This window comes from Deinococcus multiflagellatus, assembly GCF_020166415.1.
GTDB lineage: Bacteria > Deinococcota > Deinococci > Deinococcales > Deinococcaceae > Deinococcus > Deinococcus multiflagellatus.
In genome coordinates this window covers 1-13,791 of record NZ_JAIQXV010000010.1, presented here as the reverse complement: position 1 = coordinate 13,791, position 13,791 = coordinate 1, and the positions used below count along the sequence as shown (strand labels likewise).

Annotated in this window: 11 protein-coding genes; 5 read left to right on the top strand and 6 right to left on the bottom strand. The window is 68.3% G+C overall.

Annotated elements, in window-relative coordinates; genetic code table 11:
- Positions 1-20: 20 nt before the first annotated feature.
- The 4 genes from K7W41_RS12615 to K7W41_RS12600 all read left to right on the top strand — a co-directional run bounded on the left by K7W41_RS12615 (position 21) and on the right by K7W41_RS12600 (position 4,011).
- Complete coding sequence (locus K7W41_RS12615; RefSeq protein ID WP_224608972.1) at positions 21-1,079, top strand: glucose-1-phosphate thymidylyltransferase; 1,059 nt, start codon at positions 21-23, stop codon at positions 1,077-1,079.
- 87 nt (positions 1,080-1,166) lie between these two features.
- Positions 1,167-1,772 carry a DUF177 domain-containing protein gene (locus tag K7W41_RS12610; RefSeq protein ID WP_224608969.1) on the top strand — a complete coding sequence of 202 codons (606 nt, stop codon included), beginning with the start codon at positions 1,167-1,169 and terminating at the stop codon, positions 1,770-1,772.
- Entirely contained in the window at positions 1,769-2,284 is a 516-nt protein-coding gene (gene moaC, locus K7W41_RS12605) for a cyclic pyranopterin monophosphate synthase MoaC (protein ID WP_224608967.1), read from the top strand. The genes K7W41_RS12610 and moaC overlap by 4 nt, the downstream gene beginning before the upstream one ends.
- Before the next feature lie 17 nt (positions 2,285-2,301).
- Positions 2,302-4,011, top strand: coding sequence for a bactofilin family protein (locus K7W41_RS12600; protein WP_224608964.1), 1,710 nt, complete (start codon positions 2,302-2,304; stop codon positions 4,009-4,011).
- A 268-nt stretch (positions 4,012-4,279) separates the two neighbouring features.
- Here K7W41_RS12600 and K7W41_RS12595 read toward each other — a convergent pair whose 3' ends face one another.
- On the bottom strand, positions 4,280-4,669 hold the full coding sequence (locus K7W41_RS12595) for a helix-turn-helix domain-containing protein (protein ID WP_224608961.1): 390 nt from the start codon (positions 4,667-4,669) through the stop codon (positions 4,280-4,282).
- 297 nt (positions 4,670-4,966) lie between these two features.
- Here K7W41_RS12595 and K7W41_RS12590 point away from each other — a divergent pair, with 297 nt between their 5' ends.
- Positions 4,967-5,218 carry a hypothetical protein gene (locus tag K7W41_RS12590; RefSeq protein WP_224608958.1) on the top strand — a complete coding sequence of 84 codons (252 nt, stop codon included), beginning with the start codon at positions 4,967-4,969 and terminating at the stop codon, positions 5,216-5,218.
- Positions 5,219-5,317: 99 nt separating this feature from the next.
- On the opposite strand, the gene K7W41_RS12585 is transcribed toward K7W41_RS12590, so the two are convergent.
- From K7W41_RS12585 to tgt, 5 genes are all read right to left on the bottom strand, one after another.
- Positions 5,318-6,814 (bottom strand): carboxypeptidase M32, encoded by a 1,497-nt coding sequence (locus K7W41_RS12585; protein ID WP_224608954.1) that lies wholly within the window; start codon positions 6,812-6,814, stop codon positions 5,318-5,320.
- Positions 6,815-6,868: 54 nt separating this feature from the next.
- Entirely contained in the window at positions 6,869-8,152 is a 1,284-nt protein-coding gene (locus K7W41_RS12580; protein ID WP_224608951.1) for a bifunctional folylpolyglutamate synthase/dihydrofolate synthase, read from the bottom strand.
- A gap of 72 nt (positions 8,153-8,224) precedes the next feature.
- On the bottom strand, positions 8,225-9,169 hold the full coding sequence (locus tag K7W41_RS12575; protein ID WP_224608948.1) for a manganese-dependent inorganic pyrophosphatase: 945 nt from the start codon (positions 9,167-9,169) through the stop codon (positions 8,225-8,227).
- A 94-nt stretch (positions 9,170-9,263) separates the two neighbouring features.
- Complete coding sequence (locus K7W41_RS12570) at positions 9,264-12,278, bottom strand: S-layer homology domain-containing protein (protein WP_224608946.1); 3,015 nt, start codon at positions 12,276-12,278, stop codon at positions 9,264-9,266.
- Between the two features lie 282 nt (positions 12,279-12,560).
- Positions 12,561-13,733 (bottom strand): tRNA guanosine(34) transglycosylase Tgt, encoded by a 1,173-nt coding sequence (gene tgt, locus K7W41_RS12565; RefSeq protein ID WP_224608944.1) that lies wholly within the window; start codon positions 13,731-13,733, stop codon positions 12,561-12,563.
- Positions 13,734-13,791: the final 58 nt, after the last annotated feature.

Here is a 13,791-nt window from a genome sequence, read left to right as displayed (position 1 = left end):
TTAGGGATACACTCGCCCCCATGAAAGCCATCATCCCCGCTGCAGGCCTGGGCACCCGCTTGCGTCCCCTCACCTACACTCGCCCTAAGCCCGTGCTTCGCGTGGCAGGCTACCCCATCATCTGCCACGCCATCGGCACGCTGCGGCAGGCCGGGATCACCGAGATCGGCATTGTGGTCTCAGACATCACGCGCGACGAGATTCAGCATGCAGTCGAAGACCTTCAGGGCGTCCAGCTGACCCTGATCAACCAGCACGAGCAACTGGGCCTGGGCCACGCGGTGCTCACGGCCCGCGAGTGGGTGGGGCAGGACGACTTCTGCGTGTACCTGGGCGACAACCTCTTTGAATTCGGGGCCCAGCCGTTTGTTGAGCGTTTTCAGCAGACACGGCCCACGGCCCTGATTGCCCTGGTCGAAGTGGAGAACCCCACCGCCTTCGGGGTGGCAGAGTTGCAGGGGGAGCAGATCACCCGCTTGGTCGAAAAACCGGCCGTGCCGCCCAGCAACCTCGCGGTGGCCGGCCTGTACTGCTTCACGCCGGAACTGTTCGAGGTGCTCGAAGGCATGCCCCCCTCGGCGCGGGGGGAGTACGAGATCACCGACGGCATTCAGGGCCTGATTGAGCGCGGGCGCACAGTGACCGGGCAACCGGTGCAGGGCTGGTGGAAAGACACGGGGCGCCCTGCTGACCTGCTGGACGCCAACCGGTTGCTGCTGGAGCGCATAGAGGCCAGTATTCAGGGCGTGACGGAAGACGCGCAGCTGACCGGCCATGTGGTCGTGCCGGCCAGCGCCCGGGTCACGCGCAGCAAGATCGTGGGGCCCGTGCTCCTGGGCGATAATGTGGTCATTGAAGACGCCTACATCGGCCCCTTTACCAGCATCGGCAAGGGCAGTGTGGTGCGCGGCGCTGAAGTCGAGCACAGCGTGGTGGATGAAGGCGCCATCATTGAGCACGTCTCCACCCGCCTGCAGGACTGCCTGATCGGGGTGCGGGCCCAGGTGCGCGGCGGCCGTACCCTGCCACGCACCCACAAGCTCACGATCAGCGACGCCAGCGTGGTGGAACTGGTGTGACAGCTGCCACGGCTGCCCCCTTCACCTCTGCGCCACTTCGTTCACAGGCTCAAGGTTCTGTCAGCCGCCTCGGCCTATCATGAGGGCATGACCGATTCACCTCGAATTCACCTGGGGGCCCTGCTGCGTTCCTCGTCGGACGACGCCCGCGCACAGGGCACCCTTGATCACCTCCACTACGAGCAGGGCGGCACGCAGCAGACGCTGCGCTTCGCCGAGCCGGCGCCGTTCGAGGTGAGTGTCAATGCCCTGGGCGGCCACGAGATGTACCTGCAGGGGTCCTTTGAACCGGTGCTGATCATGGAGTGTGCCCGTTGCCTGCGCGACGTGCAGGTGCCGCTGGAGCTGCGCCTGGGCACGTTGATGCGCCACGAGCCCTCCGTCAACACGCCCTTTTTAGAAGAGGCCGAATCTGGCGAAGAGGTCCTGGTGTTCGGCGCCCCGGAACTGGACCTGAGCGCCTACCTCGCCGAGTCGGCGCTGCTGGCCGCGCCCCTGAGCGTGCTGCACGACGAGGCCTGCAAGGGCCTGTGCCAGGTCTGCGGGCACGACCTGAACGACGGGCCCTGCGAGCACATGGCGCAGGTGCCCGTGGAGGCCATTGACGATGAGCTGGGAATCCCCGAAGGCTCGGTCCATGCCCGGCAAAACCCTTTTGCGGCCCTGGCCGACCTGAAGGTGCCCGAGGAGTGAGTGAACTCACCCACTTCCGGGACGGGCAGCCCCACATGGTGGACGTGACGGACAAGGCCCCCTCCACCCGGGAGGCCACCGCCGAGGCCTGGGTGCGCCTGCCGCCCGAAGCCCGCGCGGCCCTGGAGACCGGGACCAACCCCAAGGGCGACCCCCTGGTGGTGGCCCGGTTGGCTGGCCTGGCCGGCAGCAAGCGCACGGCCGATCTGGTACTGCTGTGCCACCCCATTCCGGTCACGGGCGCCGAGGTGCAGGTCTCCCTGGAACCGGAGGGCGTGCGGCTGTGGGCCCGGGTGCGGACTGCGGCGCCCACCGGCGTGGAGATGGAAGCCCTGACGGCCGTCACGGTCGCCGCCCTGAACGTCTACGACATGCTCAAGGCGGCCAGCAAGGCCATGGAGATCACGGGCGTGCGCCTGCTGAGCAAATCTGGCGGCAAGAGCGGGCCCTACCGTGCCCAGGAGGAAGCCCGCGTGAGCCCGGCGGACGCCTGGGAACGTCCGGGCCCCTGACCCCGTAGAGGACACGTATGGGCGCGGAGACTCACAATTCCATGGGCAGCCCCGAATGGCTGACCCTGCTGCACCGCGAGGCGGACGGTGAGCTCTCCCCGCAGGATGCGGCGCGCCTTGCGGCCGTGCCCGATCAGGCCCAGGTGGAGCGCTGGCGGCAGCGTCTTCAGCAGACCGCCGCCTTGGTCGCGGTTCGCCCGGCCCTGCCGCAAGGGGTCGCGGCCGAGGTGGCCCGGGACATTGCGCTGCTTGCACAGCTGCAGCAGGCGGCAGTGCCCCCGGTGCCTTCGGTGGCCGCGCACATCCGCGCTGAGGTGGCCCTGGCCCGCCTGCTGGGCGCACAGGTGCCCCCCCAGCCCGAGCGAGGGGTGGCCGAGGGGGTCGCCCAGGCCATTGGGGTGGACGCCGCCCTGCGCCGCGCCCCGGCCCCCACGCTGCCCCATTCTGTGGCGGCGGTGGTGGCCGCCGAGGTGGCTCTGGGGGCCCAGCTGCAGGCGCCGGTCCCCAGCACCAGCGTGGCCGCCGCGGTGGCGGCCGACGTGGCCTTGCAGGCCCAGCTGGCCCGCGTGCCCGTGCGCCAGCCCCGCAGCCTCGCGGCGCAGGTGGCCGCGCGGATTGGTGAAGCACAAACCCCGCCAGCACCCAACGCCGCGCCCCAGCCTCCCCTGACTGTTCCGGTGGCGGCGGCGCTGCTGGGCCGGCGGCGCAACCCCGCGCCCCTGTTTCTGGTGCTGTCACTGCTGACCGCGCTGACGGTGCTGGCGGTCTCCAGCGCGTGGCCCAACCTCGCGGCGGGCGCGCTGGTGCTGCAGACCCTGCTGGCCCAGGTGTCGCCTGTGGCGGGCCTGGGCCTGGGGCTGCTGCTGATCACCAGTGTGCTGGTGACGTGGCGCCCGGCCCCCGTGACGCAGCGCCTGGGCGGCCTCGCGTTTGCCCTGAGCGCCGTGCTGACCCTGCCAGCCCTCTATGAGGTGGCTGGCCGCGGCACGGTGACGTTCGGGCAGGATGTGGTGGTCAGCGGTCCGGTGCAGGGCAACGTGATCGCCGTGGGCGGCAGCGTGCGCCTGCAGAACACCGCCCAGGTCAGCGGCGAGGTGGTGACCTTGCTGGGCGACGTGCAGCGGGCCCCCGGGGCCCAGGTAGGCGGGCGCGTGAACGCCCTGCTGGGCCGGGCCCCGGGCGACGCCGCCGCGCTCCAGACCCCGGTGCCCCCCGGCGTGGGCGCCGTGACCGCCGCCGCTTTCCGCCCGGTGCTGGGCTGGCTGGGGGCGGCGGCGTGGCCCCAGGTGTTCGTGACCCTCACAGGGGGCGCCTTGCTGCTGCTGTTCGTCTCGGGGCTGGCGCCGCTGCTGGCCCGGCGCCAGCGCCACGCCCCCATGCGGACCCTGGCCCTGGGGGTGCTGGCTGTGGCCACCCTGTTGGGCCCCGCAAGCGGCTTGGCCCTGGTGGGCCTGCTGGGCCCCGCCCTGATTGCTGCCGCGCTGGCCGCCCTCTTGATCGCCGTGGGCCTGAGCGTGAGTGCCTACGACGCAGGCCGGACCCTGGCGACCCGCGCCCGGCTGCCCCTGCCCGACATGGTGGGCGCCCTGGTGGGCCTCAGCGCCGTGGCCGCCACCCTGAGCGTGCCGCCCCTGGCCTTTGCGGTGGCCCTGATCGGCGGGGCCTGGGGGGCCGGCACCCTCCTCCTAACCCGAACGGACCCCTCTCCTCTGAACCACGCAGCGTGAGGGCGGAAGCCACTGCCTGTATAGGGCAATTGACGGGTACTGGCTCAGCCGCCCATTCCTTGGCGCAGCCCCGAACCGCCAACGAGAGGGCGGCAGCACCTTTTGAAATGGCCCTGTCACGGGAGGTGTGCGCCAGAACCTGCGGCCTAAAAGCCAGCCCTCTGGCCCCAGCCAGAGGGTGTGCACACTCTCCTAGAGCGAAAGCATGAAGGCGCCGCCGCCAGCCTGAGTAGCTGACGGCGGCGCGATTGAGGCTGAACCCTGGGGCTCAGTTGAGGATGCGTTTCAGGTGCAGGTAGATCTCATACCAGTCCTGCTTGTCGCGCGGGCGTTTGCCACGCAGCTCAATGCGGGACAGGGTGCGGACCCAGTCGGGCGTGATCTGTGGCCCCAGGGTGGGGTCTGCGACCAGATCAGCGAGGCCCTTGGGCAGCGCGCCCTCGGTGGACGTGCCGTAGAACTCGACGCCTTCGAGCAGGTCATGGACCGTGATGGCGTAGGCCCCCGCCAGGGTCTGGAGGGTTTCCAGGCTGGGGTTGGTGCGGCCACGCTCCAGATCGCTGAGATACGGAACGCTGATTCCGGCCGTTTCGGCCACATCCTTGAGCCGCAGCCCGCGTTCGCTGCGCAGTTCGCGGAGTCGTTCGTGCAGTTTCATTCTTCACCTCCTTGGCTGCGGCGTGGCCTCACGCGGGGCGCTGAACACGCTGACGCGCGGGCCGCCTGGGGCCCCCCGGCTCAGCCCGCAGCAGGTTTGCCTGTGGGCAGAATAGGGCAGCCTTGGTTGGAGTGTAACACCGCCCCTCAATACGGTCAATACAGAATGAGGGTTAACCCTTCTTGCCCTTCACGATCTCCCCTGCTACCATGAGGGCACAAACGGCCCCACGCCACAATCACCCACACTGTGCTTTCCTCTGACCTCGCCGCCCAACGGGCGGGAAGGAGTACCTTCATGCGCGCCCTGGACACCATCGCCGAAAGCATTCGCGTCGGCTACGCCCACCCCACCACGCTCCTGAACACGTTCATTGAGGTCGAGAACGAGGGCGGTCTGGGCGCCGTGCGCCGCATTGAGCGGCAACTGCAGTTGGGGGTCAGCGCCATGCGTGAGCGCCAGCACCCCGGCAGTGACCTTGCCCAGACCTGGCTGAATTCGGCCCGCGCCTACCTGATCACCCGCGCTGAGCGGCGTCAGGCGGTGTAAGACGCAGGGCACCCCAGGCGCCCCTCCCAGACAACCCGAGGCAAACAGCGCCGCCGCACCTGATCTCGCAGGTGCGGCGGCGCTGATGTGGGGTGAGCCTCAGGCCCCAGCGGTCTCTTTCAGGCCGTAGATGGCCTCGTATTTGCGGTGCAGGTAGGCCACGTACGCGTCGGCGCTCAGGGGCTGCCCGGTGGCCTGCACGATCAGCTCGTTCGGGGTCAGGCTGCGGCCATGCTGGTGCACGTGCTCCACCAGCCACGCCAGCAGGGGGCCGTATTCGGCGCGGTCCACGCCGGCGGCCACCTCGGGGGTGCGGCGAGCGGCCTCCAGCAGCTGCACGCTCAGCAGGTTGCCCAGCGTATAGGTGGGAAAGTACCCGATGAGCCCGGCGGACCAGTGGATGTCCTGCAACACCCCCTGCGCGTCGTTCGGCGGGGTCAGGCCCAGGTCGGCCTGCATGCGGGCATTCCAGGCCTCGGGCAGGTCGCGCACCGCCAGGGTGCCTTCCAGCAGCGCCAACTCCAACTCGAAGCGCAGCATGATGTGAACGTTGTACGTGACCTCGTCGGCTTCGACCCGGATCAGGCTGGGCTGCACGCGGTTCACGGCGCGGTAGAGGGTCTGCGGATCCAGGCCCGCCGTGACCTCAGGGGCCGCCGCCGCCAACACCGGGAAATAGCGCTGCCAGAAGGGCAGGCTGCGCCCCAGCAGGTTCTCGAACATGCGCGACTGGCTCTCATGGACCCCCAGGCTGGCGCCTGCCGAGACCGGGGTGCGCGCCCAGCGCTGGGAGACCCCACGCTCGTACATGGCGTGCCCCGCCTCGTGCCACGTGCCAAAGCAGCAGGCGGGCCAGTACGGCTCGACCCGCGTGGTGATGCGGATGTCGCTGCGGCTGAAATTGGACTGAAAGGGGTGGGCGCTTTCATCCTGGCGGGCAAAGTCGCCCTGCAGACCAAAGGCCTCACCGGCCACCCGCCACGCAAAGGCTTTCTGGGCCTCGGCCGGGAAAGGGCGGGTCAGGACGCTGTAATCGGCGGCGTCGCCAGCGCCACGCAGGCGCGTGAGCAGCGGCAGGGTGCGCGCGCGCAGATCGGCAAAGATCGTGCGCACCTGCGCGGCGCGCATGCCGGGCTCATAGTCGTCGAGCAGCGCGTCGTAGGGATGGTCCTCAAAGCCCATCAGATCGGCCTGGCGCCGGGCCAGCTCGACCATGCGCGACAGGTGGGGGGCAAACAGGGCAAAGTCGCTCTTGGCCCGCGCCTCCAGCCACGCGTGGTGGGCCTCGTTCTGGGCGCGGGTCTGCTCCTCCACAAAGGCGGTGGGGAGCCGGGTGGCCTTGGCGTAATCGCGCCGCGCCACCCGCACCACAGCGGCCTGGGTGTCGTCTTCGGGCTGGGCCGCTTCCAGCAGCCGCCCCAGCTCTTCGGCCGTGAACAGCTCATGGCCCAGCGCCGCCAGGGTGGCCAGTTGCTGGCCGCGACCCGGGGCCGCTTCGGGCGGCATGGAAACCTCTTGCTCCCACGAGAGTAGCCGGGCCGCCGCTTCCAGGTCACTGACCTGCCCCAGACGGCGCATCAGATCGTTCATGGTCATGGCCCCCAGCCTACCCTTGCCGGGCGCCGGCTGCGCCAACTGGCTGACTGGCCTTCACTGCCAGCGCTCGCGGGTCTCGGCCGCCTGCCCCAGCAGCAGGGGCCGCACCTCGCCCAGCAGGTACAGGCTGCCGCACACCAGCGCCGCCTCGCTGCTGAGGTCGCCCATCAGCCGGTCCAGGGCCTGCAGGGCCTGGGCCGGGGATTCGGTGAGCGTGTGGGGGATGTTCGGAAACAGGGCCGCCAGGGTGGCCGGCGCGGCCGAGCGGGGACTCAGGGCCGCGCGGGTCAGGATCAGGTGGCTGGCCAGGGGCGCCAGCGCCGCCGCCACCCCGGACAGATCCTTGTCCTCGGCGGCCCCAAAGACCACTGGCAGGCGGGTGACCCCCAGGGCCTGCAGGGCCTGCACCAGCGCGCGCGCACCATCAGGGTTGTGGGCGCCGTCCAGCAGCACGCGCCGCCCCTGCCAGGGCATCACCTCCAGCCGCCCAGGCCAGCGAGTGGTGGCCGCGCCGCGCGCCATGGCCGCCGCAGTCAGGCCCAGGCGCTGCGCGGCCAATGCCGCCAGCGCCGCGTTGCGGGCGCCGTGCTCGCCCAGGAGGGGCGTGTGGAAGGTGACCTGCCCAGCGGGGCTCTGAAGGGAGACGGTGGAGCCCGCCCAGTCCAGCCCGGTCACGTCGGCCTGGGCCTCGGTCCCCAGGGCCCACAGGTCGGCCCCCTGGGCCTGCAGGATCAGTTGCAGGCTGGGCGATACCCCGGTCACCGCCGGGCGACCGGGCCTCAGGATGCCGGCCTTTTCAGCCGCGATGGCTTCCAGGGTGTCACCGAGAATCGCCGTGTGGTCCAGGCCCACGTTGGTGATCACGCTGAGGGCCGGGTCCAGGGCATTCGTGGCGTCCAGGCGTCCGCCCAAGCCCACCTCCAGCACAGCCACCTGCACGCCCGCCTCCGCGAACAGCAGCGCCCCCAGCGCCGTCACGATCTCGAAAAACGAGGCGCCTTCGGCTTCGGCCGCCGGGCGCACTCGGGCCAGCGCGGCGGCCACCTCATCCTCCGGGCACTCTTCTCCCGCCACCACGAAACGCTCGGTGAACCGGGTGAGATGGGGGCTGGTAAAGAGCCCGGCGCGGATCTCGGCGGCCCCCAGCATGGCGGCCAGTGTGGCGGCGGTGGAGCCTTTGCCGTTGGTGCCGCCCACCAGCACAGTTTCAAACGTGCGCTGGGGGTCACCCAGCCGCGTCAGCAGCGCCCGCACCCGGCCCAGGCCCGGGTGAATGCCAAAGCGCTGCTGGGCAAAGAGCCAGTCCAGTTCCATCTGCCACGAAGGGGAGGCAACCATACCCCCAGCATAAAAGCGGCGAGCACCGGGACGCGCGGCGGCCCCGGTCCTCTTGTCCAGTGACGGCGCAGCTCAGCCCTGGGCGCTGAAATAGGCCTCCAGGGCCGGCACCACCTGCTTCTTGCGGCTGATGCGCGCGCCCAGATCCGCCACATGGTCGTGGGCCTCCACGCCGAACGCCTCCCGCAGCACCTTCTCCTCGGTGGCACTGAGCACCAGCGTCCGGTTGGTCTCGTTCAGAATGTCCACCACGCTCAGCAGCACGCCGTTGAGGGTGTCTTCGGCCTTCACGGCGTCCATGGCGCGCAGCAGCTCGGCCTGGCGCCCAAAGACGTAGCCTGGATTGGTGGTTTCAATCACGCCCAGGCCCCACTGCTGCGGGGCCGCCGGATCGCCAAAGGGAAAGACCTTGTAGTCCATACGCAGCAGCGTTTCGGCTGGGGTGTCGCCCAGATCACTCTTGGCCGCAAACATGGCCAGGGCGTAGGCCTCCACATCTTCAATCCCAGCCACCGGCGCCAGGAAACCCACCGCGTCGCGGTCCTCGGGGGTGGTGGTGGGGCTACGGAAGTGCAGGGTATCGCTGAGAATGGCGCTCAGCATCAACCGGGCGTCCAGCGGCTCCACGTCCAGCCCCGCTTCCCGGAACAGCTTGAGCAGCAGGGTGCCGGTGCAGCCCACCGGCTCGAAGCGCAGATAGGCGGGCTGCGTGGTGGTCAGGTCACCCAGCTTATGGTGGTCCACCACACGGGTCACGGTGAGCTCATGCAGGCCAGCCAGCGACTGCGCGCTTTCATTGTGGTCCACCAGGGCCACCGGGCTTCCGGCAGGCAAGGCCTCCAGCAGGGGGGGCGCCTCTAGACCGGCTTCCCGCAGCACAAACGCGGTTTCAAAGTTGGGTTCACCCAGGCGGTAAGCCTGGGCGTCCACGCCCTGGCGCTGCAGCAGACGCGCGTACACCAGCGCGGCAGTCATGGCATCGGTATCGGGGTTCTGGTGGCCAAACACAGCAAGCATGTGGGGAGTCTAACGGGTCTGGCCGCGGCTGGGCTGCAGGCACCCCACACAAGAAACCCCCGCGCGGGGCGGGGGCTTCTGAGAAAGAGAGGGTTTAGAAGGTGACCTTGTACTGGATCTTGAAGACGCTGCCGCGGGCGCTCTGGGCGGCGTTGGCCCCCGTCGTTGCACCGTTGAGCGCGCTCAGGCCCAGGTTGCCGTAGCCGTAGCCGAAGCTGAGGTCGTAGTAGTTGCCCTCCACGTACAGCAGGTTCTGGGTCACGGTGCGGTTGCCGTTGTACTGGTCAATGAAGGCGCCAGCGGTGTTGGTGCTCGCCGCGTAGGGGCGGTAAGCGCGGTTGGTGCCTGCGTAGCCGGCGTAGTAGACAGCCAGCTTGGTGTTGGGCAGCAGGAATTCGTTCAGGCGCACACCCACGCGGTAGGTCACGTCGTTGGCCGAGAAGTCCACGTTCGTGCCCGTCGCGGTGTAGTCGTAGCTCTTGTTGTAGAACTTCGCGTACGCCTCGAAGCTGGGACGGAACACGGTGTTCAGGGTGTCGGTCTTGACGTCCACCGTGCCGTTGAAGCTGGTGGTGTTGGCCAGACCGTTGTTCTGCCCCAGTTCCGTGCTGCTGTAGGTGCTGTTCTCAAAGCCGGCGCCCACGTTGATGTTGGCCACGCCCACCTTGGCGCTGTACCCAACGTTGCCGTACAGCACGTTGTTGCTGTAGCTGTTGGTCGCCGTGCGGTAGCGCGACTTGTAGCCCAGCGTCAGGTCGAGGTTCTTGACCAGCGCGTCGGCGGCTTTGCCGTCGTGCTTGACTTCCACGCCGAACTCGCTGTAGCAGGTGCTGCCGCCGCAGGAGTTCGAGTCCAGTTCGCTGGTGTTCAGGCCGAACTCGTTGCTGCCCGCAGCAATGCTGTTGGCGAAGAAACCACCGTCGTTGTTCACGCGGAGCCCGCCGAAGCCGACGTTGCGGAAGAAAGCACCCACACTGAAGCCCAGACCCGGCGTCACGTCAGCACGCACAGCGTAGCGGGCGCCCGCGCGGTCCTGGTAGATAGCGTCAACAGGGGCTGCACGGCCGGTCATGTACTCGTAGTAGCCGCCGCGCACGGTGATCAGGTTCAGCAGGCTGACCTTCGCCGCGATGCCACGGTCCACGATGGCGCTGGGCTCGTTGGCGGTGTTCAGGGGGTTGCGGCCATAGGCAACGCTGTTGTCCACGTAGCCACCCACCGAGACAGGGCCCAGGGTGGTCTTGGCCTTGACACCGAAGCCAGTGCGGCCGGCCGGGAAGGGGGCCGTGCTGTTCTTGGCGGTGGGGTTGGCTTCCATGATCCCGGCGGTCGCGTCGTAGCCGGCGCTCACGCTGCGGTAGTTGATGGTATAGAACTTCACCGGGCCCAGGGTGCCCGAGGTCTGGGCGTAGAAGGCGTTCTGGGTTTCCACCGCACCTGCCGCTGCGCCCGCCACACGGCTGGGGTAGATGCGGCTGGTGGCGTACTCGCTGTCCACCTGCCAGCCACCCACGGTGCCGTGGAGGTCTGCGCCGAAGGCCGTCACATCGTTGGGCTGGCCTGCGGGCTGGCCGAAAGCGTCAGCGCCTTCCTGCAGCACGTGGATGCCGGCCTTCAGGGTGCCCACGGGGGTGATGGTGGCGCGCACACCACGGTAGTACAGGTTGTCGCCGTTGGCGCCGCCGCGGCTGCCGTACACGCCGGTGATGGTGGGCTTGAACGCGCCGAGCACGGGCAGCGTGCTGCCGTCCACGTTCACGATGTAGCCGTCGCCGCGCCCCACGGCGTCGTTGTCACCAATGTAGTCGGCGAACTTGAACTTCAGGCTCTTGCCGAAGGTCACCGTGATGGGCGCGTTGCCTACGGTGAAGCTCGCAGTGGCATTGTTGAAGTAGAAGAACAGGGGGCGGTAGGTCACGCCGTCCTGAATGACGTCGGGGTAGCGGGTGTCAGCGGTGGGCAGGCCAGCGCGGATACCGAAGCTCACGTCCACTTTGTTGACGTTCAGCCCACCAGGGCCGGGCACGAACGCGCCGGCCGGCGCGCTGCGCACGGTGTCAAAGCGGCCCGTGTTGGTGCCGAAGGTGATGCCAAAGCTGATGGTGGTTTCGCCTTCGCGGCGCACGGCGCCGTTGGGCAGGTTGCCCGCACCCGAGAAGCCGTAGTAGTTCGCGGCGTCGTTGATCACGGGGCTGCGGCCGCCAGTCATATCGGCGTAGTCCACGGCCGTATCGGCCGTGTCGGCATTGCCGTCCGTACCCGTGGTGAAGACCGTGCCCGGGATCAGGCGGTCAAAGTCCATGTCGCGGGTGCTGCGGGCCACGTAGTAGGTGGCGCTCAGGGTGGGCTGGATATTGAAGGCGTACTTCTCCAGCTGGGTCACGCGGTTGTCGATGCTGTTGACGCGGGTTTCCACGACGCCCACGCGGCCAGCGAGGTTGTCGAAGTCGGCGCGGGCCACCAGATCGGCCTGGGCGGCTTCCACGGCGCTGACGCGGTCTTGCAGGTTCAGGATGTCCTGGTTCAGCAGCACGGTCAGGTCGTTCAGGGCGGCGATGGAGCTCGCGTTGTCGTCAACGTCGGCACGCAGGGTGTCGTAGTCGTCGGCGCGGGCGGTCAGCTCCTCGATCTGGGCGGTGATGCCCGCCAGGGCCTCGGCGTCACCGTTGGCCGCGGCGATCATCTCGACGCGCTCTTCCAGACGGGCGAAGTCGTCGCGGCTGACCATGTTCTCTTCCAGGTCGCTGACGCGCACGCCCAGAGCGGCCAGATCGGCAGCGAGTTCCTGGATGGCGTTCTGCAGCGCCGTCAGGGTCTCGGGGTCGATCTCGCTGGGTGCCACTTGGCCCGTACGCATCTGATCCAGCAGGCGCGCAATGATGACGGCCGCTTCATAGCGGGTCAGGTTCTGCGTGCCGCGGAAGGTGCCGTCGGGGTAGCCCAGGATGATCCCGGTGCTGACCAGACGGTCGATGGCGTCCTTGGCCCAGTGACCGGCGGGCACGTCGGTCAGTGCGGGCACCTGGGGCGCGCTCGCGGGCGCAGTGGTCTGCGCAGCGGCAACGCCGAAGGACAGCGCAGCGGTGAGAACGAGCAGGCTTTTCTTCATATGAACCCCCAAAAGGTCGTCGCGCGTCGGAGCACCTTCTCGCAGCTCTGAAGTAGACGCAGGGGCGAGTTGCCGGGTTTCCTCTCCCAGGTGTAGTTCGCCGCTTCCCGTGTTCCTTCGCGCAACCTGACATTCTTCGCCTGTCGGTTCAGAAATGCCAGATCAGGCGGATGATACAAGCATGAAAGAGACCCGGTCAACCCTGAGAGCCCCATAAAACCGTCATTTTACGCGCTTTGACCTATTTCTGATCAAGTGATGAAGGCGTATGGGCCGCTCTTTTTAGGGTTGGGTGGGCAAGACAAGCTCTTGGCCGCCCGTCGCCAGAGCCTCCTCAAACCAGGCGGGCACGCTCGCCTTAAAGTACCGCTCGGCCCATGCCCTGGCCCAGCTGCCAAATGTGCCGCTCTGAATGGCATTCCGCGTGCGCTCCACCAGACGGTGGAGATAGCGCAAATTGTGCAGCGAGAGCATCCGCGGCCCAAGCATCTCCTCCGCCTTGACCAGGTGCGCCAGATAGGCACGGGTGTAGTGCTGACAGGCGTAACAGTCGCACTCGGGGTCCAGCGGGACCAGCTGCTGGCGCGGCGCACTGGCGTTCAGGTTCAGGCGGCCATCGTCCGTCAGCGCGTAGCCAAAACGGCCCGTGCGGGTAGGGTACACACAGTCAAACATGTCTACACCCAGCGCGATGCCCGCCACCAGATCCTCGGGGTGACCTACACCCATCAGGTAACGGGGCTTGTGGTCGGGGAGGCGCTCGGCCGTATAGGCCACCGCAGGGTACATCTCTTCCTTGGGCTCGCCCACCGCTAGGCCACCCAACGCAAAGCCGGGGGTGTTATGGGGCAGCGTTAGCTCCAAGCTCTGCTGGCGCAAGTCATGGTGCACGCCCCCCTGTACGATGGCAAAGAGGGCCTGCTCTGGCTTGGTCTTGGCCTGCAGGCAGCGCGCCAGCCAGCGCTCGGTGCGCTCCAGACTGCGCTGAATGTACTCGCGTTCTGCCGGGTAGGGGGGACACTCATCAAACGCCATGATGATGTCGGCGCCCAGGGCCTCTTGCACGGCGATACTGCGCTCCGGGGTCAGCTGCACCGCGCTGCCGTCCAGATGACTTTTGAAGGTCACGCCCTCCTCGGTGATCTTGCGCATGTGGCCCAGACTCATCACTTGGAAGCCACCAGAATCGGTCAGGAAGGGGCCGGGATAGGCCGTGAAGCCCGGCAGGCCCCCGTGCGCGGCCACCAGCGCCTCTCCCGGGCGGAGCATGAGGTGATAGGTGTTGCCCAGAATCATCTGTGAGCCAATGTCCAACAGTTCCTGGGGGCTGATGCCCTTGACCGTACCCTGCGTCCCGACGGGCATGAACATCGGCGTTGTGACCGTGCCGCGCGGCGTGTGGAACTGCGCGACGCGCGCCCGGCCCTCGCGGGCCTGAATGGTGAACTCGAACATACGCGGCATTGTGCCGCATGGCGTCTGGACAGGCGCCCCAGCCGCGAGAGACAACAAG